Raw genomic sequence first — 22,408 nt, forward strand, 5'->3', positions numbered from 1 at the left:
CTGGCGAGGTAGAGAGCGAAGCTCCAGATGTTGGCGGAACCGTCGTAGCGCCGACGTGCTCCGGAGCGGCGCCGGACGATGACACGGCGGCCTCGGTCCCGGCGTGCGGATGTGTGTCTCTGTTCACGAGAACGTTCTGGTGAACATCGACCACGGCCCGGTCGGAGCACCTCCCGAAGTCGTGCACATCTGCCGTCGGAGCCGGAGCTCGTGAACAGAACTAGATGTGTCTCCAGTGCGGGCCGAGGTGGTCAGAAGCCTCGCAGCGGCTCGCCCGCCTTCAGGCGGTCGAGGCGCTCAGAGAGCCGACGGCTCATCAGATGCTGGGACGCCTGGGAGGCGCGCTTCGCCACGGCCGCGTGCTCGGCCGAGTCACCGCGCAGCCGCGCCAGTTCGGCCTCGGTAATCAGGAGTTCCACCGTGTCGCGTGTCCGGTCCGATGAAAGGACCGACGCCTCCTTCAGGGCCTGCGCCCCCTGTTCGGCCAGCCCGGCAACGGCAAACGCCCACGCCGTCTGTCCCTCCAGCTCACGGAAGTCGAACCACTCCAGCCAGGCCGGACCGGTGCTGCTCTGCGCGCGGGCGAAGAACTCGCGGGCCCGCTTCACCGCCGCCACGACCTGATCCGGCTGTCCGTTCAGCGCCCATGCTCGAGCTTCGGTCACGCACGCATAGGCCCTGACGAGGGGAGGCGCTCCCTCGGCCGCCAGCACAGCACTGCGCGCGTGAGCGAGCACATCCGCCTGCCCGCCCTGCGTTGCCGCCAGCCGGGCTTGGTGGATGTGGACCCGAGTGATGCGGGCGCGGTCTCCGATCGCCTGGGCCAGCCGCATTGCCTGAAGGTCGTAGCGCTGCGCCAAACCGGGGAGCTGATCGTCGTAGGCCATCGAGGCCATCGCAAGAACCGCGTCCACCACGCTGCCGTACAGTCGGCGACCGGTTCGTGCGGAGAAGCTCCCGTTCAACATCGGTGTTGCGTGCGTGTCCATCATCGACGCGAACACACTGCGGAACTTGCCCCCGCCGTGTTGGGAGTCCAGCTTGCCGTACAACCGAGTCTGCTCGTCAAGCAGGTCGATGTCCGCTGCGGTGACCCTGTGCTGCCCGTGGCCACCGATGGCGGCGTCCGCCGGCATCACGAGCGCCTCGCGCGACGCGGGACCAAACACGCTCGGTGAGAACGCGCTCTTGACCACGCTGCGCCGGCGCATGGCGTCCAGGGCCCACAGCTTCGACAGCATGCGTACGGCGTGGGGAACGTCCAGGTATTCCAACGATTGCACCGCGACCAGGCCGGTGTCGGACGGCCAACCTAAGCTCTCCGGCGTCACTACCCGGTGCAGCGCTGCCGACAGTACATGGCAGGCGGCGGCTGCGAGGTCCTCGCCGGGAGTCGCGCCCTTGCACCACCGAGAGACGGTGCTAGTGGCCACTGCGTAGGGCAAACGGATCGCCTCACAGCGTGCGGCGATCCGGCGTGCGAAGCCGCTGATCGACCAGTCCAGCGTCTCCAGATGCTTGAGTAAGACCTCGTTTCGCTCCGCCTTCTCTGATCTCGGACTCATCATCGCGCCGCCCCATCCCGGTGGAGTCAGGGAAAAGATCGAAGTGGTACCAGCTGGGTTCCGTGCGTTCAGCGGCTCCCTGGGGCGGAGCCCGTGCGAGTCGGCTGCAGCCGCTGGCCCTGCTCACGGATTACTCCCGGCCAAGGCGAGGTCCTCGTCGTGGTCCGTTACCGGGACCGGTAACGAACCGCTCCCGCCCGCCAGGCGCTCGCGCAGGAGCCGGAACTGCTCTGCGTGGGGGAGCAGCCCGACCTGTGCACGCCGGACGTCGAGCTGATCGTGGTCTTGGACCGGGTAGAGCTCCAGCTCTCCGTCGGACCGACGGCGGTGCTGCGTGCCGTAGACCTGCAGTTTTCCGTCGCGCGCCAGACACCGGTCGTACAAGCGCGCCCACTGGCCCGCGCTCGCCTCGCGTTGCTGGGCGGCTTCGTGGACCGCGCGGAGGAATCCGTTCTGGTCACGGAGGTCGTGATCGGCGTGCAGCGCGAGCGTCAGCGCGGCCCGCGCGGCCTCCTCGCCGACGAGGCTGCGGCCGGGCCACCCGTGGGCGGCCACGATCCGCGCGAGTACCTGGGTGTTGGCCTGGTCCGTGAGCAGCGCGGCGTCGGCCCCCGCCGGTCCCTGCTGCGCCGCGGCGGTGGAACGGGCGGCCCGCCGGTTCTCACTGGCGGCCTTGGCATGCTGGATCAGGGTCTGGGCGATGTCGGGCCGCTGCGGCTGGTGCTGGTGGGGCGTCGTCACTGCGTACCTCCGGAGGCGCGATGGTCCGGCAGCGTGGTCGGCGACGGCGAGGCCGAGGTGTCCGGCTTCGTGGCCGTCTCGGAGTCCAGGAGCTGCCAGGCGTGGGCCATGCCCACCAGGTGGCTGGAGTTGAGCGCCCCGGCCTTGTCGGCCAGGTCGCGGATGCGGGTCGTCACCAAGGCCGGGGCGATGCGTGCGGCTGCGGCGATCTCGTCGTTGTCCGATTTGGTGGCGACCGCGCGGAGCAGGAGCAATTCGTCCTCGGTGAAGGCCGGGACGGTGTCCGGCGCTTCCGGAGCGAGGGCCTGGCCGCTGGCCAGCGCAGCGTGGATCTTGGCCGGACGGGAGCTGACGCCGAACTTGAGGCCGATGTTCATGACGTGCCGGCCCAGGGTGCCGGGCTGCATCCCGAGTTCGGCTGCGGCCTCCTGGTTGCTGAGACCGGCCGCGATCTTCTCGGCAACGCGCTTCTCGGTGGGCGTCAAGGTGGTCAACTCGGTTGCTGAGCGCAGGGTGGCAGCCATGCGTCTTCCCTTCCGGCCACAGGCCGTGGTGGTGGGGTGGGTGGTCAGGAATCGGCCGGGGGCCGAAGGCGGACGGGCAGATGCCGGTGGCCGTTGGAGATGAAGGAGGACAGCGGCTTGAGCTCCTCGGGATCGACGGCCAGGCGCAGCTCGGGGTAGGAGTCGAAGAGCATTGGCAGGGCGATGGCGGCCTCCAGCCGGGCCAGCGGCGCGCCAGGGCAGAAGTGCGGGCCGTGGCCGAACGCCAGGTGCTCCCGTGCGGTGGTGCGGGTGATGTCGAAGGCGTCGGCGCTGGCGCCGTGGACGTGCGGATCGCGGCCGCCCGCGGCGTAGTTGATGACGATGGCGTCGCCCTGCCGGAAGGTCAGACCGGTCGGCTCGTCCTCGATGTCGCGGGTGGGGAACCGCATGATGATGCTGGCGATGGGCGCCTGGTGCCGCAGCGTCTCCTCGATGGCCTGCTCCCAGGCCGCCTTGCCGGAGGCGATCAGGGCGTGCTGGTCGGGGTGGGTGAGCAGGTTGACTACGGCGTGGTCGAGGAGGTTGACGGTGGTCTCGTGTCCGGCGCCGATGACCAGCATGAGGCTGTCCAGGAGTTCCTGGCGGCTGAGCGTCCCGCTGTCGTGGTCGGCGATCAGCGTGGAGGCCACGTCGTCGTCCGGCTGCTTGCCCTTGGTCTCCACCAGCAGGTTCAGCAGCCGGTACGTCTCGGCGTACGCGGCGGCGGCCTCCTGCTCGTTGCGGGAGGTGTCGAACAGGGCGCCGATCGCGGCCCGGAAGCCGTCGTGGAGCTCCTCGGGCACGCCGAGCATCACGTTGACGACGAGCAGTGGCAGCCGCCAGGCGAAGCGGGCCCGCAGGTCGACGACCTCGTCCGGGGCGGTGTCGCTGAGCTCGTCCAGGAGCTGGCGGGTGATCGAGGTGATCTGCGGGCGAAGGGCGCGGACCCGGCGCGGGTTGAACGCGGCCGCAAGCGGCCGGCGCAGACGGGTGTGCTCGCTGCCGTAAGCGCTCAGGGCGTTGCGGACCTCGACCCAGACCCGCAGCGGCCAGTCGGCGGGTATCTCCCCCTTGATGAACGCGGGCCAGTGCCGGTGGGCGTCCTTGGAGATGTCGGGGTGTGTGAGCAGCCGTCGGATCAGGTCGGGGTCTGTCACGCTCCAGGCCGCCACGTCGCCGGGCAGCTCGACGTGGGTGGCCGGCCCGAGGGCGCGCAGGGTGGTGGCCTCGGCGTGGATGTCGGTGCCGGCTCCGTCGATCCGGTACGGGCAGCGGGCGGGCGTCTGCGTGGTCATGTCGGTCACCTTCCGGTCGGGGCGAGGGCTGCTGCGGGCTGGAAGCGGACGGGCAGAGCGGTGAAGCCGGAGTGGAACGTGCCGGGGCGGCGGATCAACTGGGTGGTGGCCAGGGCCAGGTGCGGCAGGCGGTCGAGCGCGCGCTCGATGGCGGTCTCCGCGATGATCCGGGCGAGGTCGGGGGCGGGGCAGGCGTGGACGCCGGCGCTGAAGGCGAGGTGCCCGCGGTTGCCGGCGTAGGAGGTGGGGGCGAGGCCGAGGGAGGGGTCGCCGTTGGCCGCGGCGAAACTGACGAGGATGGGGTAACCGGGCTGGAGCACCATGCCCTCGAAGGTCTGCTGGCCCAGCGCGTACAGCGGGCTGTAGTTGGAGACCGGAGGGTCGGTCCACAGGACTTCGTCGAGGGCGTCGGAGACGGGCTGGACGCCGTCGTGGACGCTGCCGGCGAACAGGGGGTTGGTGATGATCCGCTGGAGGGCGTTCATGATCAGGTTGCTGCTCGGGGTGGTGGCCGCCCCGATGACCAGCAGGATCGTCTGCACCATCTCCTCGTCGCTGAGACCGGCCTCGATCAGCCAGCTGGTGACGTCCCGCTGGGGTGCTCCCCGTTTGAGGTGGGTCAGGGCCAGGCAGGCGTATTCCAGGTCGGCGTTGGCCGCCGCGGCGTCCTGGTCCGTGTCGAACAGGCGGGCGATGGCGGTGGTGATGCGTCGGCCGATCTCGGGCGGGCTGCCGAACACCTCGATCACCGTCAGCATCGGCAGCGGGTCCGTGTACTGGGCGACCAGGTCGCAGACACCGGTCGGGGCGAAGGCGTCGATGAGCTGGTCGGCGATCTGGGTGACGGTGGCCGCCAGGGCGTGAGTGTCGACGCGGGCCAGGCTCCCCGTGATGGCGTGACGGAACCGCGCGTGCTCATGGCCGTCCATCCACAGCGCGTTGTCGCGCGGCTGCATCATCATCAGCGCCGGGCTGTCGGGCGGGACCTGGCCATTGGCCAGCGCCTGCCAGTGGCGGGGGTTCTTCGCGAACCGGTTCGGCGTGTTGCGCAGGAGGTACAGCGCGGAACGGTAGGTGGTGGTCAGGTAGCCCCATACGCTGGGGGAGATCTCCACCGGGGCGATCGGGCCCTGGGCGCGCAGCAGCGCGTAGGTGGCGTGGGGGTCGGCGTTGAACTCGGGACCGTAGATCGGCAGCGGCCGGAAGGGGCGGTCGGGCCGGGCGGCCTCGCCGACATGCGCGGGGCAGCGGCCGGATGCGGGCTGGGGCGTGGTCAACGGGATGCCTCCGGGGCGAGGGACAACAGGTGGCGCATCAGGACGATCAGGGCGTTGGTGGAGCTGCGTCTGTCGCGCGCGTCGCACGTCACCAGCGGTGTCGAGGGCTCGAGGTCCATGACCTCACGCAGTCGCTCGTCGGTGTGGACCGGGGCGTCGTCGAAGGCGTTGACGGCGATGGCGTAAGGCAGCGCGAGGCCCTCGATCAGCTCCAGGATCGGGTAGGTGTCGGTCAGGCGGCGTGTATCGGTAAGGAGCAGCGCGCCGAGCGAGCCGAAGGACAGGTCACGCAGGACAGGGAAGAACCGCTTCTGGCCGGGGGCGCCGAACAGGTAGAGCACGAGGTCGTCGCTGAGCGAGAGCCGGCCGAAGTCCATGGCGACGGTTGTCTTGGTCTTGCCCGGCAGGTCGGTGTGGTCGGTGCCGACGCCGGCGCTGGTCATCACCTCCTCGGTGCTGAGCGGGGTGATCTGGGAGAGAGTCTGGACGAGCGTGGTCTTGCCCGCGCCGAAGTGGCCGGCGATCAGGAGCTTCGCTGTGCGCTCGTTGCCGCGCAGGGGCGGCGCCACCCGGGTGTCAGAGGCGTTGAAGCCCGGCAAGGACGTCCTCCAGGAGCTTGATGTCGAGCCCAGTGGTCTGGGTGATCTGTCGTTGGGTGGTGATGTGGCCGGACTCCATGAGGTCGGCCAGCAGGATCCGCATCACGCTCAGCGGCAGGACCAGGTGCGCCCCGAGTTCGGCGACCGAGTAGGCGCTGATGGACAGCAGGTCCAGAGCGCCCCGGTGCTCGGGGGTCAGTCGGGTGCGGTCGAGGTGGGGGGAGGAGGCGGAGAGGCTGATCAGGGTGATGTGGTCGAAGTGGTTGCGCGCGGCGGCGGTTCGGCCACCGGTGACCACGTAGGCCCGGACCAGCCGGTCTCCGCCGCTGGCTCGGGACCCGTTCACGCGCTGCCGGTCCGGTCCTGCCGCGGCGCGATTCCCAGGGTCTGACCGACGCGGTCGATCGTCTTGACCGTGCGGTAGGAGACATCCCCGATGTCCGCGTCCCGGTCGGCGCCGACGGCCAGGTAACTGCCGTCGCCCGCGGCCATGAGGACGAGGAAGGAGTTACCGAACTGCGTCAGCGTCTGCTCCCACGGCGAGTTGGGGTCACCGCTGGCGAAGGCGGCCCCCGCACGGCTGAGGGACTGCATGCCCGAGGCGATCGCGGCGACCGTTTCGCCCAACTCCCGGTCGACGCCGGAGGAGGCGGCGGTGAGCAGGCCGTCGGCGGACAGCAACACCGCGTGCCGGATGTGCGGCACGTTGACGAGCTCGTCCAGGATCCAGCTCAGGTCAGCGGAGGGTGCGGAAGGGGCGCTCACTGGGTGTTCTCCTCGTCGGTGGGGTTCTGGTGGGGAGCTCGTGTGCCGCGGACGAATGCGGCAAGGTTGCGGCCGCCGTCGGTCGGCGGCTGGCTGGCAGGCTGGGTGGCCGGCTGGCCGTGCGCACGCTTGGCGCGGCGGCGCATGGGCAGGCCGTCGTCGGCCACCGGATACGCGCCGCTGTTCTGGGGAGCCTCCGGCGGGTGCGGGTGCGGGTGCGGGGAAGAGCCGGAAGGGGCAAAGCCGGTGTCCGGCTGCGGCGTCTGCAGTTGCGCTTGCCGTGCGGCCGGTGCCGGGGCGGGCACGAGGAGGCCGCGGTGGAGGTGGACGATCGCGCGCACGCCGCCGTGGTCGGACTGCTGTGCCACGGAGACGTGGAAGCTGTAGCGCTCGGCGAGCGCGCCGATGCCGAGGAACCCGAGCCGGGGCGGGTTGCGCAGCTGCGTCAGGCGTACCGGCTCCTTCCCGGTCAGCAGCCGCGCGGCGTCAGCGCGGGTTTCCGGCGTCAGCCCGATGCCGGCGTCGTCGATGACGATGCTGACGCCGTTGTGCGCGTGGACGAAGTACACCTCCACGGTCGTTCCCGGCTGCGAGTTGCGGGCGGCGTTGTCCAGGAGTTCGGCCACGGCCAGGACGACCGGCTCGACGACGGTGCTGCGGACGTACTCAGTGGGCTCCCCAGTGATCCGCACCCGGCGGTAATCCTTGATGCGCGACTCGGCCCCGCGCACGACGTCCAGCAACGGGGTTTCGTCTCGCTGCCGCCCCGGCCACGCGCCAGCCAAGAGCCCGACGATCTGGGCCTTGCGGGCGAGCTGGCTGCAGGCGTGGTCGATCTCGTAGGCGTCGGCCAGGACCTTCTCGTCGTCGTGATGGTCGATCATCGAGCTGATCGCGCGCTGCTGCTCGTAAACCAGCGCCTGGAGTGCTCGTGTCACGGACTGCACGGCAGCCTGGGCCGCCTGCTCCGCGCGAGTGGACGCCTGCTCCGCAAGGGTGCCGAAGTATTGAAGGATCTCTTTCTCGGCCTGGGCGAACACGGTGCCAGCCAGCTCAGGGTGGAGCGGCTGCCCAGCGTCGCCACCGGAGCCGCCCCATAGCTCCCCGGCCAGCGCGGGAAGCCTGTGCGTGGCCAGGTGCTGTATCTCCTGGTCCCGCAGAGCGGAAAGGCTCTGCGCTCGTTGGAGGACCTCCTCCAGTTCGGCCTTGTCGGTGGCGTGGCTGTGTGCTGTCCGGCGGTAGCGGACGGCGGCAACGGTCGCGCAGACGAAGCCCGGCGCGAGCAGGGCAAGCGCGGCGTCCTGTATCAGGGCGGTCATCAGGTCAGGTCCTCATACGAGTTCGGGTGTCGGAACGCGGGGCGGCACCGTCGCCGGACCGCTGTCGTTCTCCTCGTGTGCGCTGATCGCGGCCAGTGCACGACTCAGAAGGAGCGGGGCCGTGAAGGCGCGTCCGGCCGCGTTGCCGAACCTCGCCCACCGCGGCGAGCCGTTCTGGGTTCCGATCACCGGCGGCACCACCAACGAGCCCGAGTTCTGGTATTTCGCTCCGGGCGGCCACACCTCCCAGTGGGAGCCGGGCGGGAGCAGCAGACTCCACCCGCCGTCGGCGGCGATGGCCGCGCCGACCGGATGCGGCTCGTGGTGGGCCAGCACTCCGATCACCGCCCGGGCATCGCCCTCGGGCAGTGTGAGGACCTCGAAGCGGGCACCCACGGGGAACAGCCTTGGTTCCGGGCCGGCACAGGCGCGGAACAGATCGAAAACCCTCGGGTTTTGCGGGTTCATGCCGCCTCCGCAAGAGAACGGGCGCGCTGGAGCCGCAGCGCCGTGTCGATCAACGGCACGTGACTGAACGCCTGAGGGAAGTTCCCAACCTGGCGCTTGAGCCGCGGGTCCCACTCCTCGGCGAGCAATCCCAGGTCGTTGCGCAGGGCCAAGAGCTTCTCGAACAGCTGTTGCGCCTCGTCGACGCGGCCGATCATGGCGAGGTCGTCGGCCATCCAGAAGGAGCAAGCCAGGAAGGCGCCCTCGTCACCGGACAGCCCGTCCAGACTCGCCTTCGGGCCGCCGGTGCGGTACCGCAGGATGAACCCGTCCTTGGTCGACAGTTCCCGCTGGATCGCCTCGACCGTGCCGATGACGCGTTTGTCTTCGGGCGGCAGGAAGCCGACCTGGGGGATCAGCAACAACGAGGCGTCCAGCTCGCGGGAGCTGTACGCCTGGGTGAACGTGTTCCGCTCCTGGTCGAAGCCCTTCTCGCAGACGTCCCGATGGATGGCATCCCGCAGCTCGCGCCACTGCTGGAGCGGCCCGACCGCGCGCCCAGCCTCGATCAGCTTGATGGTTCGGTCGACGGCGACCCAGGCCATCACCTTGGAGTGGACGAAGTGCCGACGCGGGCCGCGGATCTCCCAGATGCCCTCGTCCGGCTCCCTCCAGTGGTCCTGCAGGTAGGCGATCATCTTGAGTTGCAGGGCGGCCGTGTGGTCGTTCGGCGCCAGCCCGGCCTCGTCGGCCAGGTGCAGCGCCTCGATGGTCTCGCCGTAGACGTCCAACTGGAGTTGGTCGGCAGCTCCGTTGCCGATACGGACCGGGGTAGAGCCCTCGTACCCGTCCAGCCAGTCCAGCTCCGCCTCGGCGAGCTCGCGCTCGCCGGCGATGCCGTACATGATCTGTAGGTTCTCCGGGTCCCCGGCCACCGCCCGCAGCAGCCAGTCCTGCCAAGCGCGCGCCTCCTCGCGGTAGCCGGTGCGCAACATCGAGGAGAGCGTGATGGCCGCATCCCGCAGCCAGGTGTACCGGTAGTCCCAGTTCCGCACCCCGCCGATCTCCTCCGGCAGGGAGGTGGTCGGGGCGGCAACGATCCCGCCGGTCGGGGCGTAGGTGAGCGCCTTCAGTGTGATCAGCGAGCGGACCACCGCATCGCGGTACGGACCGCTGTACGTGCACTGGTCGACCCACTCGCGCCAGAATTCGCCGGTCGTCTCCAGCGCCGAATACGGCTCCGGGAGCGGGGGCTCGCCCTTGTGGGAGGGCTGCCAGCTGATGGTGAAGGCGATCCGCTCGCCGGCCCGAACGGTGAAGTCGGAATATGTCGTGCGGTCTTCACCTCGCGAGGCCACTGAGGCGTCGAGCCAGACCGAGTCGGGCCCGGCCACGGCCGCGGTGCGGGCACCGACTTGGTTCACCCACGGCGCCACGCGGCCGTAGGAGAACCGCATCCGCAGCGCGGAGCGCATCTGCACCTGGCCGCTCAGGCCCTCGACGATTCGGACCAACTGAGGGGCGCCGTCTCGTGGCGGCATGAAATCCGTGACGCGCACGGTGCCCTGGAGGGTGTCCCACTCCGAGCGGAGGATCAGCGAGTCCCCTTCGTAGTCCCGCCGGTCGGCGGCCGGCGGGTTCACCCCGTCGGCGCAGGCCGGTCCCAGGCGCCAGAAGCCGTTCTCCTTGGTGCCGAGCAGCCCGGCGAAGACCGACGGGGAGTCGAAGCGGGGTAGGCACAACCAGTCCACGCTGCCGTCCCGGCATACCAGGGCGGCGGTCTGCATGTCCCCGATGAGTGCGTAGTCCTCGATACGCCCAGCCATGGAATATCCATCTCAGTAGGTGCGGGCGCCCCGATGCCTGCGGGGGCATGGAGCGCGGGTGGGTAGCAGCGGGTGATGTGCGGCTCGGCCAATGCCACGGCGGTGCACGGGGGGCGGACGGGACCGAAGTCCCGGCGAGCGCGGCCGGATGCCGGGGGACGGGCACGTCGACACCTCGGTCACCGGGCACCGGCTGTCGCGCTGAGGTCGCTCAGGCTCGCGGCGGTACAGCCTTCGAGAGACAGCACCTGACGTGTGGCCACGAGCCAGCGGACCGCGGGATCGTCGTAGGCGACCATGGCGAGGTCGTCGCCGGGAACAGGCAGCAGAGTGCGCCGGTCGTACGGAATGCCCGTGACTCCCCAGGTCACCGGCCGCTCGACCCAGGCCGCGACGTGCTTGCGCAGATGCGGGCAGTGCCTGACCGCGATGAGCGCGCACGGCGGGCAGACTGGTGCGGCGGTGGTCAGCTCTCCCTGGCCCACCGGCCGGCCGACGTCCTTGAGAAGAAACAACTGCCGCTCCGGATCCTGCTCCAGGGTGTCGGCGCCGCACACCTGACACAGCATTCGGCTGATCGCCCGCCGCTGGCGCAGAGCGTGGACGCTCGGGAACAACGCCCTGCCGGATCCCGGGGCGATGGCCTGCCGGATCCACAGCACGCCTTCCATGTCGCGGTCGTACGGCACCTCGTCCGCGTAGCCGATCCCTTGCCTGGTGCGGTGCAGGACCACGGGGGGCACCGTGTGCGTCTCCGCGGTCCACGCGGTCACGTACGGCACCGGAAGGCCACCCTGCATGTACCGATGGCTGGTCATGCGGCGGCACACGCCACGACGCCGGTCACTCGACGAGGGGCGACGATCTTCCCGTCGGGAAGGATCTCGCCGGTGTCATCGAAGAGCACCACGCCGTTGCACAGAAGCGACCAGCCCTGGTCCGGGTGCGCCGAGACCACGGTGGCGGCCTCGCGGTCCGTGGCCTGGGCGGAGGGGCAGGCGGGCTTGTGCTGGCACATGGCGAATCCTTGGGGGAAGCGGAGCTGGAGGGGATGGCACGGGCGGGTTGACGAGGGAAGAGACCGGCTGCTGCGGCGGAAGCCCTCGCCGCGGCAGACAACGGGTGGCAGGCGGAGCTGTCCAGCCGAATTACGTGTGCCTGGCGTTGCGTGAACCTGTGAATAGCGTTGCCCCTTGGGGGCGTTGTCGGTAGCGAAAACGGACCCCCACTTCTCCCCACTTCGACATCGGCGAGCACAGTCGGGATTTCGCCCACGCGTCACCGGTCCCGCAGGCAAAAGGGGTGAATTCGGTCATTAATCAGTGTGTCGAGGCTTGTGTGAGGGCCCACCGCTAGAGGCCGGCCGCGCCGCCCCCACTTCACCCCACTTCACTGGAAGTGCTTGACTGAAATGCGTGAATGGTGATAAGGGCGCTCGCGGGTGGGATAGTGGGGCTGAAGGGTCCCCCTCATTTGCGTTCTGCCAGCTAAAAGCCGCTCTCGGCAATCCTGTCGGCGTCAGCACGCGGTCAGAATCGGGGCGCAAAGGACGCCTTGTTCGTGGTCGCAGTGCTGGGGGAGCTGCGCAAATCCCGATCCTTTGTGCGGATCCTTTCCTCTGTGACTGTCGTCCCGCCTCGGTACGTTCGCGAGCCCGGCGGCGAAGTGGGGAGAAGTGGGGGGTCCGTTTCGCTGTCGCCAGCGCTGCGTGATGGGCCACGGTATTCGCCAGGACTTGCCAGTCCGTTTCCCCGGGCATCGCGAACGCAGCGAGGAGTGATCCCGTGCTTGGTCCCACCAGTACGGCCTTGGCACGCGGCCAAGACCGCGCCGCCGGCGGCCCCGTGAAGCATGCCGCGCTCGACCTCCGCGGCCTCGACGCGCCGCAGAGCGCCGCCCGCCGCATAGTCCGCAGCGCGCTCACGGAGACCCCCGACGAGGAGTACAAGGACGACGTGGTGCTGGTCGCCGACGAACTGGTGGGCAACGCCCTCGAGCACGCCGGAGAGGCCCTCGGCATCTCCCTCGATCTGTACCCGTGGGGGACGGTTGTCCAGGTCCGCGACGGCGGCCGGGACACGGCCGCGGTGCCACGGAATCCGGTACGGGCCGACGATGACGATGTGGACGGGAGAGGCTTGTTTCTGGTGAACGCACTGGCAAGTGCCTGGCGGGTTCAGTACGACGACGCGGGGAAACGAGTCGTCGCGGTCTTTCTGCATCGAGCGGGTGACACATACTGATGCTGCCGAATGATCTCACCCACCGCCCCGTGGCTCGGGACTTGCTCTTGGGCCCTCTGGGCATCGGCACAGGCACCTCCCGGTGGGCCCAGACCGCCGTTCAGCCGGACGACGCTCAACTGCTCGACGGGCTGCGCCGCGCCGTGGAGTCCGGTGTGGAACTCATCGACACGGCAGACAGCCACCGGTACGGCCACGCCGAGCGGCTCATCGGCAAGATCCTCAAGGAGAACCCGGGCCACAACGTGCGGGTATCCAGCACGGTCGGCCGGGTCCGGGGCTCTGCTCCCCACCCGTATGCCGGTCCGCGCCTGCGGCACCAGCTCGAACAGACTCTGGAGAACCTCTACCTCGACGAACTCGCCGTCTACACCCTTGAGTCGTACGACTTCGGCACCGGCGACCGCTACCTCGGCCCTGTCATCGAGCAGATGCGCGTGCTACGGGATCTGGGCCAGATACGAGCGATCGGTCTGCGCGGCCCGGATGGCCGCTCCTCGGCCCGTTTTATCCGCCGCTTCCTGGACCTCTTCGACCAGATTCGCCCCAACGTGGTCTGGACGCAGGCGAGCGGCTTGCTCCCGCTGGCCGATCTCGGAGACGGCGAGGACCTCGGCGTCTTCACCGCCCGCCGCGGCGTCGGCCTGCTGGTCGCCTCTCCGCTGGCCAACGGCGTCCTCGCTGGCCGCCGCCCGCGGACGGAGGGCCTGGCGGACGACCGAACGGACATGCAGACATCGGCTATCACGCACGGCCTCGCCGTACTGTCCGACCGGTTTGGCTCGTCCGCTGATGCCCTGCTTCGGGTGGCCTTACGGTTCATCCTTCACCAGGTGCAGAACGCAGTGGTGATCGTCGGCGTGGGCGATCGGCAACAAGTCGGCCGGTACTTTGACTCTCTCGGCCAGCCCCTGTGCGCCAAGGACCTGACGGTGATCGAGGAGGTCTTCCGCCGCATCCGAAGCACGGTGAGCCCTACCGAGGACCGTAGCCTCTCCGGGGAGGTGACCAGCCGAGACGGGCGCGCAGCCGTCCCCGTTCAGCAGGGCACCCCGTTGCGGAGGTAGCGCGGAATCCCGTCGTCCAGCACCTTCAAGGCTTGTTGCGCTCGGGCCCGCTGCCGGTCCGGCAGCAGACGCAGCGCCTCGGTGACGTCGAAGAAGCCGTGCTCGGAGATCTCCTCGTCGCAAGGCTTCAGCTTGGCGGCCTGTTCGGGTGACAGAACGCCAGCGTCGAAGACGAAGCCGAGGTAGTCGTCCCATGGGCCATGCGGTTCGACCCAGTCGACGCACAGGAACCGCAGGCTGGTGATGTCGAGGCTGAGCTCCTCGCGGAGCTCCCGGCGAAGAGCGGCATCGGGGGGCTCGTTGGCCTCCGCCATGCCCCCGGGAAGATCCCACCCGTCCTTGTAGGTCGGGTTCACCAGAAGCAGTCGGCCGTCCCCGTCTCGAACCAGGGCATCGGCAGCGGCCCGCTTCCGGGCCTGCTTGGCGTTGCCTTCGGCCAGGTAGGCGTTGCGGCCAGGGTCTCCCGGCCTGGGGGCATCGTTCACTGCGGACCTTCCGGTAGCGCGAGACTGCCGAGCAGCAATCTACGGTGCTGAGCAGCCGCGGCCATACGCGAGAGCAGGTCGCGGACCTCGGGCACCTGGCGGTACCGATCGAATTCGGCCTGCAGCGAGTCGAGTTGACTGCTCAGCCGCAGAGAGGTGACCGACTGGCCAGCGGTCAGCAGCTCCACGCCGACCTGACAGGCCGCGTCGACCTGCTCTTGCGCCAGCAAGACCCGCGCCAGCGTGACCTGTCCGAACGCCATGCTTCGGACCCGGCTCGCGTCGCGCAGCGCCAGGGCACGTTCCGCTTCCTGGGCCGCAGCGTCGAGCGCGCCGAGATCCAGCAGCGCGGAGGCGGCCTCGCTGGCCAGCGCCGCTTCGTCGAACGGCGCCACCCAGTGCGAAGTCGGAACGGAACGCGCAAGAGCCAGGGCATTACGTGCCGAGTCGAGAGCCCGCTGGGCGTCGCGTCCCTCGTTGAGCTGGGCGAGCGCGCGGGCCTCCATGGCGTGGAGGCGGGCCGAGAGGGCCGGGACCCGGGGGCCGACGGCAAGTCGTGTCAGCCCGCTGCGGGCGAGGTCAGCGGCGGCGGTGACCTGCTCGGTCTGCAAGGCCAGGTGGCTCATGCCCGCCAGCACGTTCGCGCCCGCGGTCACGTCTACAAGGCTCTGCGCCAGACGCAGCGCGCGATCGAAGTGCCCGGAGGCCAGGTCGTCCCGTCCGACATCGTGAGCCATCCACGCCGCCATCTCCGTGAGCACGACCGCCGCCCCGAACGCGACCTCGCCATTCTCACGTTGGTCCGTCGTGCTGAAGAGGCCCGGGGCGACGACAGTGTTGAGGTAGTGCACCACAGACCGGTAGACGTGGCCTCCACCGAGCTGGCGGTCCGCGAGCCGGAACGACTCCATAGCGGCGACGTGCGGTGATAACCCGAGATTTCCCAGCGAGCGTTCGGCACTTGCTGCTGCCCCGGTCTCGGCCCGCTGGTGGGCGTCCGGATGGGCCGGCCCGAACAGCCGCTCAGCCGTCTCGCCGAGAAGGTGCTCCAGGATCCGGCAAGTTGGGCGCCGCGGCAGCCCCTTGATGTCCCCGACCATCCACCGGTCCCAGGTGGACCGGGAGACGTACACCGAGGCGAGAGTGGCGTCACCGTCCAGCCGGGCTACCTCCTTGGCAGCCCGCTCGAACTGCACCGTGAACGTCTCGTAGACGCGCATGCGCCGAGCCTCGACCACCTTCGGGAAGAGGATCGACCTGCGCATCGCGGTCTCCCCCTCAGCTGCCCGTGCCGAAGCCGAGGAGAGGGACGTCGTACAGGTTCGGATCGCGGCGCCGCGTCAGCGCCGGGCCCGGCGCGTCGCCGACGAATTCGACGATGGGGATCTCGCAGATGAACTGCACCTTCGCGCCGAGCAAGTGAGACACCCGCCCGTCGGCCGACGCGCCCTTGATGCCGGCCGCGACGTGAATATGAGGTGCCAGGCAGTCATTCTCCAGGTCCCACGCGAGCGTCCCGCCACCGAGCGCCTCGAGCGTCTCGACGGTGATCTCCTCCCACAGGGGGGCCTCGGGGTCAGCGAGGGGCTCGCAGGAGCCCACCAGGCGCGCAGAGCGGAACCCGCCGACGAACGTCGGGATGTATCCGGACCGGATGTCCTGCTCTTCACAGAACCGCGCTAGTCCGTCGAGGAGGTCCTCCCCGTGGTCGAGGGCGAGAACGAACTGCCGGCCGGAACGGACCTGGGCGAAGCGCATGGTCGGGGGCGTCCTTCGTGCTGGTTGGGGCGGGATCAGGAGTAATTGAGGAAGACCTTGGCGATCTCCGAGCGCGGTGTGCCTGCGGCCAGGTGCGCGACCAGGAGCAGGCGGGCCTTGTACGGGTCGAGCGTGCCCGCGGCGACCAGGCCCCGGGCCAACAGGTCGCTCTCGGAGCCCGGGAAGGCGTAGGTCGAGGTTAGGACGGGCCCGGTGCCGATGCGCGACGCGAGGACGACAGGCATCGCAGCCGCCAGCGCTTCCAGCCGGGGAACCCACGTCTGGGGGACGTGGCCGGCACCGAAGGCGGCCACGACCAGCCCGGAGACCTTGTCCTCCAGCCCCTCCAGCAGGATTCCGCTGCTGCCCAGGGACGCGGTGACGACCTCTACCTCGGACGGGGCGCCCGGGGCGCCGAGCGGCAGCGGGACGGCTCCGGTCCTCTTCAGGGCGCGCTGGAGCCGCGCTGTTCCCTCCACCAGACGGCCGAGCGGGCCGGTCGCCGGGGAACCGAAGGCGGCCGGACTGGTCGTGTGCATCTTCCGGACGTGCCGGGCGGCATGGATCTCGTCACCCAGGACGACAAGAACCCCTTGTTCCCGTGCACTTGCGCACGTGGCGGTCTGCACGGCGGCCAGGAGGTTCGCCGGACCGTCGGCACCCGCTGACGCGGCGCTGCGCATAGCCCCGGTGAAGACCACCGGCGCGCTGCCCCGGTAGTAGATGTCGGCCAGGAACGCGGTCTCCTCCAGGGTGTCGGTGCCCTGGGTGACCACGATCCCGTCGACGCCTTCACGATCGGCCTGCTCCAGCCGGCCCACCAGGTCGACGATGTCGCTGGTCGTCAGGGATGCGCCGGGCAGTTTCCGGAAGTCCTCAGCGGTGACCGCGGTGCCCTGGAGGCCGGGCACGGCGGCAACGAGATCGGCGCCGGTCAGAGTGGGCGCGACCCCGGACGCCGAGGCAGTGGGGGTCATGGCGATGGTGCCGCCGAGGGCCAGGACGAGAACGGAGCGGTGCGGGTCACGGTCAGCGGAGGACACGAAGGGCCTTTCATGCCTGGGGGCGGCGTGGACAGGTCTCATTGGTCGGACGTGAGCTTGCCGAGGAAGAGCAGGGTCTCATCCAGCGCGTTCACCGTCAGCAGGCGGCTACGCGGTCGAACGAGTCCGGCGACACCGTACTCACCCAGGGAGCGGCACCGGGAGGTCAACCAGTCCCAGTCCAGGCCCAGGTAGCCGCAGAGGGCCCGCAGCCGGCTCGCCGAGTCCGCAGCGCCCGACAGGACGTCGTTGCCCTGTGCGTCGGCGAACGCTGCCGCGTACGTGCGCAGGTCACCCCGGGTCGACGTGCTGCCGGCGGCCCAGAGCGCCCCGCCGGGAACCCGCACCCAGTTGGCGACAACGGCTTGCTGACCGGGGACCAGGGCCACGCCGTCCACCTCTGAGTATTCCGGCTTCGGTATTACCCGCACCCGGATACCGACGCGCTCCATGAGGGCGATCGCCAACAGCAGCAGAACTCTCTCGTACCGCTCGGACTGGGCGACTTCACCTTCAGGCAGGCAGAAGACCCGGACGGTCTGCGTAGAGGCACTGTGGAAGCGCGTGAGCGTCTGGAGGTAGTCGAGCTTGTGTTTGAAGAACAGCCAGGGGGCCGCTTCCTCCCCGCTCTGCTCGCGTGTCCAGAAGGTAGGCACCTCGGTGGCGTTGGCCAGCTCCTGCTGGATGTGCTGGGCGCAGAACGCCGACCCCATCCAGCTGCTGCCTGCGGCGGTGAGGTCTACGAGCAACTGGCTGGGCGCTGATCTCGGTAAGGACAGGTAGGTGCTGATGAGGTGCCGCTCGCTGTCGAGGACTTGGTCGTCGGCCAGGAGGCCGTCGTCGAGTTGAGTGAGCGCCCAGACGATGCCATACGTGAGGTCGTCCAGGAGGTAGGCCGAGGGAATCGACAGGGTTCCGGCGGACTGCGGTCCTGGTCGGCCCGTCCTGCGGGCGGACGCGGCTTCGCGGACGTACAGGTCCAGGTCGCCGCGTCGCTCCTCGACACCGACGATGAATCCGCGGCGCGCCGGCCGTAAGAACCCCTCCAGGTCGCGCTGGCCGTCTTGGCTCAGGTCGTCGGGGTTCACTTCCTCGCCCCGCCTGATGACCGGGAGAAGGTGAACTGCGGCGCTCGTCCCGTCCAAGCGGTGGCGCCCGGTGATCTCCCAGGTCCCAGCGGGGCCGCCTGCGGGGATCAGCATGCTGGAAGTGGGCCAGCGGGATCCGATCCGCGTTGCCACCGACCCCACGGCCACCGGGGACTCGCTTGCATCGGGTGCCGGGCTGAACAGAACGTCAACGGGGTGCCCGAACATGCGCTCCAAGATCTGCGCCGCTTCACCGCGGGGCCGGCCGTACCAGCTGCCGGAGGACCATCGGTCGAACGTGGTGCGCCCCAGGCTGACCGTGGCGAGACGGCGGTTGCCGGTCTTGCGGGCGAGCTCCCGGCCGGTGGCCGTGTAGGGCACGCAGAACACTTCCCAGGTGGTGAGGTTCTGCTTCTTCAACAGGAGGCTGAACAGCGTCCGACGCATCGCGGCGGCCCCTCCCTGGGCGTGTGCGGACAGCGGAGCAGCGGAGCGGCCTCCACGCATGGCGACGGGCGCTGCACGCTTCGTGACCCTGGCTAGGATGCTCCCAAAGGCAAGCCGTTAGCAATATGGTCGAGCAAATTGCGCGACCATATTGCTTGTAGGGAAGGCGACGAGCCGTCAGACTGGCCACCATGCCAGAAGCGAAGACGCCGTGGTCGCTGACCCTCAGTGAAGTCGGCCTGCGCCTGGAGGACTTGCGAGAACGCCGGGACCTCACGCAGGGCGATGTTGCAGGCCACGAAGTGCTGCGCCGGCGCGGAGTCAAGATCGACAAGAGCGGGCTGAGCCGACTCGAACGAGGGCAGCGCCGACGTGTGGCCCGGGATCTCATCGAAGCGCTGCTTGAGGTCTACCAGGCCAGCGACTCCGAGAGTTCAGAAATCCTGGCACTACTGGGGGCGGACACCACTCCGGCCGGTCGACCACGTCCTGCCCTGTGGCGACGCAACGCACACTTGCTGGGACCCATGCAGTTCGAGGGCTTCCTGAAGATGGAGCGCCGGGCCGCTGCGCTGTCCAACTATGAACGGGACATCTGGCCGGGGCTCTGCCAGATCGAGGACTACGCCTACGCGGTTATCGCCCAGATGCGGCCCGATCTGCGTCCCTCCGAGGTCAAGGCACTCGTCGACGTCCGCATGGACCGCCAGCAGCAGGTGCGAGAGGGTGCACTCGCCGAGCTCCGCGCCCTGGTGGATGAGCGTGCGCTCCATATCGCCGACGACGACCTCAGCATGGCGAGGCGGCAACTGGAACGAGTTCTGGAGGAGTCCGAAGATCCTCGCAACACCATCCGTATCCTGCCAGACGCCGTCGGATTGCATCCGGGGTCTGCGGGCCCGTTCGTCCTGATGGCCTTTCCGGAGGCCGCCCGCCAGGTTGTGTGGGTCGAGACGATGGTCAGCTCGTTGTACTTCGACGGGGAAGATGATGTGCAGCGCTACACCGCGGCTTTCACCAACCTGTGGGAGCGGGCGCTGGACCCCGACGAGACGCGCACGCGCCTCAAGAAAAGGATCAAGGAGCTAGAACAGTGACAGCGAAGCCGGACCCGTCCTCGTTCGACCTCACGTCGGTCGAATGGACGGTGTCCAAGTACAGCGGCGGCGGCGGGAACTGCGTGCGGGTCGCCGTCAAGGACGGGTACGTCCTGATCGGTGACTCGCAGAACCCTGGTCGCCCGCCCCAGGTCTTCACCCCGGCCGAGGCCAAGGCGTGGCTGCTCGGCGCGAAGGACACGGACTTCGACTTCCTGCTCGATCTGTGACCCCGTCCTAAAGCACTGCACGACAACGGGCCGGCCCCACGGCAGATGGGGCCGGCCCGAGCGTTCCTGCCCGCTGCCCGGCCCAGCCACACGGGGAATCTCGTCCGCAGTCCGTGGCCGCCGTCTCCGAGGCATCGCCACCTAATATGCCGTTCAACGGCGCACCGCCCGGCCGCGGGTTGCTTTCCTCGTCGCGACGGACCCGCCCTGTCGACGCCGGCCGTCGCTGACTTCGTCATTCGGGTGGGTGGAAACGGACGAATCATTCCCCTCGGTTTCCCAGGACGGTCGTGATGCTGCGGGGAGCCTTTCCCGCGTCGCGTCCGTGCCGCATCAACCCCTCATGAGAGGGTAAGTAGGGGATTCGCCGACGGCAGACAAGAAAGAGCGCCGAAAGACTGGAAAGCTAGGCCGGGGCCATGTCAACGTACAACGTCCCGCGAAACACCAGGTCAGAGGGTGCTACTCGTTGACTGCGCTCAGGTTTCCGAAACTGCTCGGAATGACACGTTGCGCGAGTTGTCCCGCTGGCGTGGCCCCTACCTGGGAGGCCCGTCTGTCAGACTCCGCTATCCGATCGGCCCGCTTCACTTCACCCGCACTCTTTGTCCTTGGCGGACTGAACGCCTGGATCGGCCAAACGACGGGTGCCTACCTTGCGGTATCCACCGGGCTCTGCGTCTGCGTCTGCCCGGCCGGCCTATTCGGTGAGGATCTCCTGCAACGAGGGTACCGCGGTGATCGTGTCGTCCTCGTCTATGTTGCGGGGCATCCCGGTGCCACAACACGGCAAGTGGCACAGGCCATCAGGATTCTCGAGCGCCGCGCTACGCGAAATCTCGACCGGCTCACGGACGACGGCCTGCTGATGGTCGCCTCGGACGGCAAGCCCGAGCCTTGCGCTCATATCTGCTTTCCCTCGCCGATGGCGAGCCCAAGCAGACGCCGGGTTCGTGATGCAGCGCGCAACATAGACCACGCTCGCCGGTTAGCCAAACCGGCGATCGTCGCGACCATTGGGCAGGTCCGCATTTGGCTGTACTTGGCGGTGGAGCCGTGGCGGACACAGCAGAAGGCAGCGCTCCCCAAACCCACTGGGGAGGAAGAGAAGGAGCATCAGCTGCCGCAGCCGTGATGCCGGCGGCACCCTCCGCTGAAGCGCAGTGACTCCTCCGCTCCTGTGTAGTTTCCACACCCCCAAGGAGAGTGAGTATTCTGTCCGATCCCATCAAGAAACTTCCGCCGAACTCGAAGGGGAAGGTTCGATACCAGTTTGTTGTCGACGCAGGAATCGACCCCGAAACTGGTAAGCGTAAGCAGTTGAGGCGCACCTTCGACTCGTTGAAGGAAGCTAGGGCTGAGTACGCGAACATAACTAATCGGCGGCATGATGGGTCGCTTGTGCCGCCCAACAAGATCACCGTGAATGAGTGGCTCGACCGATGGCTGGCCATGAAAGCGGAGGACCTCGAAGAAACCACCATCTACAACTACCGGATTACCCTGGACCGAGTTCGGGGGAGGCTCGGCAGTATCCGTCTCCAGGACCTCACTGAAGAGCACGTGGAAGAGTGGAGGGACTGGGCGCTGGCGCAAGGCCGCGTGCGTGGTAAAAGGGCCGGGACGCCACTCAGTGTCACGAGTGTGGATATGAGCCTTGCTCGGCTGAAGGAAGCGCTGGGGAGAGCCGTTACCCGCCGATTGGTGTACGTCAATGTCGCTGCGTACGTGACCATTCCTCGGAGGGCGCGCAAGGAAGAGCGGAAGACTAAAGAGGAGGTGCGGCCTTGGAATGTCCAGGAGGTTCAGAGATTCATACATGGAATTAGGGGTGAGCGGCTCTATGCTGCGCTTCTTCTTTCGCTGATGGGGCTTCGTCCAGCTGAAGTCTGCGGCCTCCGGTGGGAAGACGTTGACTTGGAGAACGCCACGATCGTCATTGCCAACACGCGCACGATGATGGGCAACCGGTACGTGGTGGAGAAGGACACCAAGTCTCTTGCGGGTGAGCGGGATCTGCCGCTGCCGGCGCTGGTGCTGGGAGCCCTCAAGGCATTCCGGGCTCTCCAAGCCGAGGAGAGGCTCGCCCTGGGGGAGGCGTACACAGTGTCGGGCTACGTGCTGGCGCACGAGGCGGGCGACGCCTTCACGATCAAGCAACTTCGCCGACGCGCGTACCGGCTTATGGAGCTCCTCGGGCTCCGCCGCGTCAGGCTCTACGACGCACGCTCGTCGTGCTTCACCTTCCTGGCCAACAACGGTGTCCCGGACCACATCCTCGCGCGATGGGCCGGACACACGAACGTAAAGACGACCAAACGGTGGTACGTCAAGCCGGACGTAGAGGATCTGCGCGGAGCCGCCACGACTTGGGATGGCCTGCACGGGGGTGCGGCGGAGGGGCAACAGTGAGCCACGCGGACTATCAGCCGAGCGACTTGCGAGCAGTATGGCCAGCAGGATTGGGGCGACGTGGATTCGAGGTCCGCTTGCTGGTTTTGGACCGGTGGCTGTCACTGAGAGCATGCGGCTACGGCCAAGCCGTCTACCAAGCGTTCACCGTGTGGTGTTCAAGCTGCTGTTGGGCGGGAT

General features: G+C 68.6%; 24 protein-coding genes. 6 read left to right on the top strand and 18 right to left on the bottom strand.

Going from position 1 to position 22,408, the window contains the following annotated elements; all coding sequences use genetic code 11:
- Positions 1 to 251: 251 nt before the first annotated feature.
- The 13 genes from QFZ64_RS28780 to QFZ64_RS28840 form a co-directional block, all read right to left on the bottom strand.
- A complete protein-coding gene (locus QFZ64_RS28780; RefSeq protein WP_250400414.1) occupies positions 252 to 1,568 on the bottom strand; it encodes a transcriptional regulator in 1,317 nt (438 codons plus the stop codon).
- A 120-nt stretch (positions 1,569 to 1,688) separates the two neighbouring features.
- The gene (locus tag QFZ64_RS28785; protein ID WP_307070407.1) at positions 1,689 to 2,306 is read right to left on the bottom strand and encodes a DUF6624 domain-containing protein; all 618 of its coding nucleotides are present in this window, start codon (positions 2,304 to 2,306) and stop codon (positions 1,689 to 1,691) included.
- Positions 2,303 to 2,830, bottom strand: a complete 528-nt coding sequence (locus QFZ64_RS28790; protein ID WP_307070408.1) for a LuxR C-terminal-related transcriptional regulator — start codon at positions 2,828 to 2,830, stop codon at positions 2,303 to 2,305. The genes QFZ64_RS28785 and QFZ64_RS28790 overlap by 4 nt, the downstream gene beginning before the upstream one ends.
- 44 nt (positions 2,831 to 2,874) lie before the next feature.
- A complete protein-coding gene (locus tag QFZ64_RS28795) occupies positions 2,875 to 4,125 on the bottom strand; it encodes a cytochrome P450 (RefSeq protein WP_148015019.1) in 1,251 nt (416 codons plus the stop codon).
- A gap of 5 nt (positions 4,126 to 4,130) precedes the next feature.
- Positions 4,131 to 5,402 carry a cytochrome P450 gene (locus tag QFZ64_RS28800; RefSeq protein WP_187286141.1) on the bottom strand — a complete coding sequence of 424 codons (1,272 nt, stop codon included), beginning with the start codon at positions 5,400 to 5,402 and terminating at the stop codon, positions 4,131 to 4,133.
- Entirely contained in the window at positions 5,399 to 6,001 is a 603-nt protein-coding gene (locus QFZ64_RS28805) for an ATP/GTP-binding protein (RefSeq protein WP_261995125.1), read from the bottom strand. The genes QFZ64_RS28800 and QFZ64_RS28805 overlap by 4 nt, the downstream gene beginning before the upstream one ends.
- Positions 5,979 to 6,347, bottom strand: a complete 369-nt coding sequence (locus QFZ64_RS28810; RefSeq protein ID WP_222723906.1) for a DUF742 domain-containing protein — start codon at positions 6,345 to 6,347, stop codon at positions 5,979 to 5,981. The genes QFZ64_RS28805 and QFZ64_RS28810 overlap by 23 nt, the downstream gene beginning before the upstream one ends.
- Positions 6,344 to 6,766 carry a roadblock/LC7 domain-containing protein gene (locus QFZ64_RS28815; protein WP_148015018.1) on the bottom strand — a complete coding sequence of 141 codons (423 nt, stop codon included), beginning with the start codon at positions 6,764 to 6,766 and terminating at the stop codon, positions 6,344 to 6,346. Before QFZ64_RS28815 ends, QFZ64_RS28810 begins: the two co-directional genes overlap by 4 nt.
- Complete coding sequence (locus tag QFZ64_RS28820) at positions 6,763 to 8,085, bottom strand: ATP-binding protein (RefSeq protein ID WP_307070409.1); 1,323 nt, start codon at positions 8,083 to 8,085, stop codon at positions 6,763 to 6,765. Before QFZ64_RS28820 ends, QFZ64_RS28815 begins: the two co-directional genes overlap by 4 nt.
- A 12-nt stretch (positions 8,086 to 8,097) precedes the next feature.
- On the bottom strand, positions 8,098 to 8,481 hold the full coding sequence (locus QFZ64_RS28825; RefSeq protein WP_307070410.1) for a hypothetical protein: 384 nt from the start codon (positions 8,479 to 8,481) through the stop codon (positions 8,098 to 8,100).
- A gap of 68 nt (positions 8,482 to 8,549) precedes the next feature.
- Positions 8,550 to 10,358 (bottom strand): glycoside hydrolase family 15 protein, encoded by a 1,809-nt coding sequence (locus QFZ64_RS28830; RefSeq protein WP_148013097.1) that lies wholly within the window; start codon positions 10,356 to 10,358, stop codon positions 8,550 to 8,552.
- A gap of 179 nt (positions 10,359 to 10,537) precedes the next feature.
- On the bottom strand, positions 10,538 to 11,092 hold the full coding sequence (locus QFZ64_RS28835) for a hypothetical protein (protein ID WP_307070411.1): 555 nt from the start codon (positions 11,090 to 11,092) through the stop codon (positions 10,538 to 10,540).
- Between the two features lie 80 nt (positions 11,093 to 11,172).
- Positions 11,173 to 11,376 (bottom strand): DUF5999 family protein, encoded by a 204-nt coding sequence (locus QFZ64_RS28840; protein ID WP_148013095.1) that lies wholly within the window; start codon positions 11,374 to 11,376, stop codon positions 11,173 to 11,175.
- A gap of 790 nt (positions 11,377 to 12,166) precedes the next feature.
- Between QFZ64_RS28840 and QFZ64_RS28845 the strand changes: the two genes are divergently transcribed.
- Complete coding sequence (locus QFZ64_RS28845) at positions 12,167 to 12,601, top strand: ATP-binding protein (RefSeq protein ID WP_307070412.1); 435 nt, start codon at positions 12,167 to 12,169, stop codon at positions 12,599 to 12,601.
- On the top strand, positions 12,601 to 13,668 hold the full coding sequence (locus tag QFZ64_RS28850) for an aldo/keto reductase (RefSeq protein WP_148013094.1): 1,068 nt from the start codon (positions 12,601 to 12,603) through the stop codon (positions 13,666 to 13,668). The genes QFZ64_RS28845 and QFZ64_RS28850 overlap by 1 nt, the downstream gene beginning before the upstream one ends.
- Here QFZ64_RS28850 and QFZ64_RS28855 read toward each other — a convergent pair.
- From QFZ64_RS28855 to QFZ64_RS28875, 5 genes are read right to left on the bottom strand one after another with little or no spacing between them, the layout of a single operon-like run.
- Positions 13,641 to 14,153 carry an NUDIX hydrolase gene (locus QFZ64_RS28855; protein WP_148013093.1) on the bottom strand — a complete coding sequence of 171 codons (513 nt, stop codon included), beginning with the start codon at positions 14,151 to 14,153 and terminating at the stop codon, positions 13,641 to 13,643. The two genes, QFZ64_RS28850 and QFZ64_RS28855, sit on opposite strands and share 28 nt — an antisense overlap.
- Positions 14,150 to 15,418, bottom strand: coding sequence for a hypothetical protein (locus QFZ64_RS28860; protein ID WP_148013092.1), 1,269 nt, complete (start codon positions 15,416 to 15,418; stop codon positions 14,150 to 14,152). Before QFZ64_RS28860 ends, QFZ64_RS28855 begins: the two co-directional genes overlap by 4 nt.
- 13 nt (positions 15,419 to 15,431) lie before the next feature.
- A complete protein-coding gene (locus QFZ64_RS28865) occupies positions 15,432 to 15,911 on the bottom strand; it encodes a PPC domain-containing DNA-binding protein (protein WP_148013091.1) in 480 nt (159 codons plus the stop codon).
- Between the two features lie 35 nt (positions 15,912 to 15,946).
- Entirely contained in the window at positions 15,947 to 16,954 is a 1,008-nt protein-coding gene (locus tag QFZ64_RS28870) for an asparaginase (protein WP_148013090.1), read from the bottom strand.
- 38 nt (positions 16,955 to 16,992) lie between these two features.
- Entirely contained in the window at positions 16,993 to 18,489 is a 1,497-nt protein-coding gene (locus QFZ64_RS28875) for a hypothetical protein (RefSeq protein ID WP_307070413.1), read from the bottom strand.
- A 191-nt stretch (positions 18,490 to 18,680) separates the two neighbouring features.
- Between QFZ64_RS28875 and QFZ64_RS28880 the strand changes: the two genes are divergently transcribed.
- The 4 genes from QFZ64_RS28880 to QFZ64_RS28895 all read left to right on the top strand — a co-directional run bounded on the left by QFZ64_RS28880 (position 18,681) and on the right by QFZ64_RS28895 (position 22,228).
- Positions 18,681 to 19,586, top strand: a complete 906-nt coding sequence (locus QFZ64_RS28880) for a helix-turn-helix transcriptional regulator (RefSeq protein ID WP_307070414.1) — start codon at positions 18,681 to 18,683, stop codon at positions 19,584 to 19,586.
- Entirely contained in the window at positions 19,583 to 19,816 is a 234-nt protein-coding gene (locus QFZ64_RS28885) for a DUF397 domain-containing protein (protein WP_148013087.1), read from the top strand. Before QFZ64_RS28880 ends, QFZ64_RS28885 begins: the two co-directional genes overlap by 4 nt.
- Positions 19,817 to 20,609: 793 nt before the next feature.
- Positions 20,610 to 20,951: a hypothetical protein gene (locus QFZ64_RS28890; protein ID WP_187285955.1), complete on the top strand. Its 342-nt coding sequence runs from the start codon at positions 20,610 to 20,612 to the stop codon at positions 20,949 to 20,951.
- A 71-nt stretch (positions 20,952 to 21,022) separates the two neighbouring features.
- The gene (locus QFZ64_RS28895; RefSeq protein WP_261994930.1) at positions 21,023 to 22,228 is read left to right on the top strand and encodes a site-specific integrase; all 1,206 of its coding nucleotides are present in this window, start codon (positions 21,023 to 21,025) and stop codon (positions 22,226 to 22,228) included.
- The last annotated feature ends 180 nt before the right edge of the window (positions 22,229 to 22,408 follow it).

The sequence above is a fragment of the Streptomyces sp. B3I8 genome (assembly GCF_030816915.1).
Taxonomy (GTDB): Bacteria; Actinomycetota; Actinomycetes; order Streptomycetales; family Streptomycetaceae; genus Streptomyces.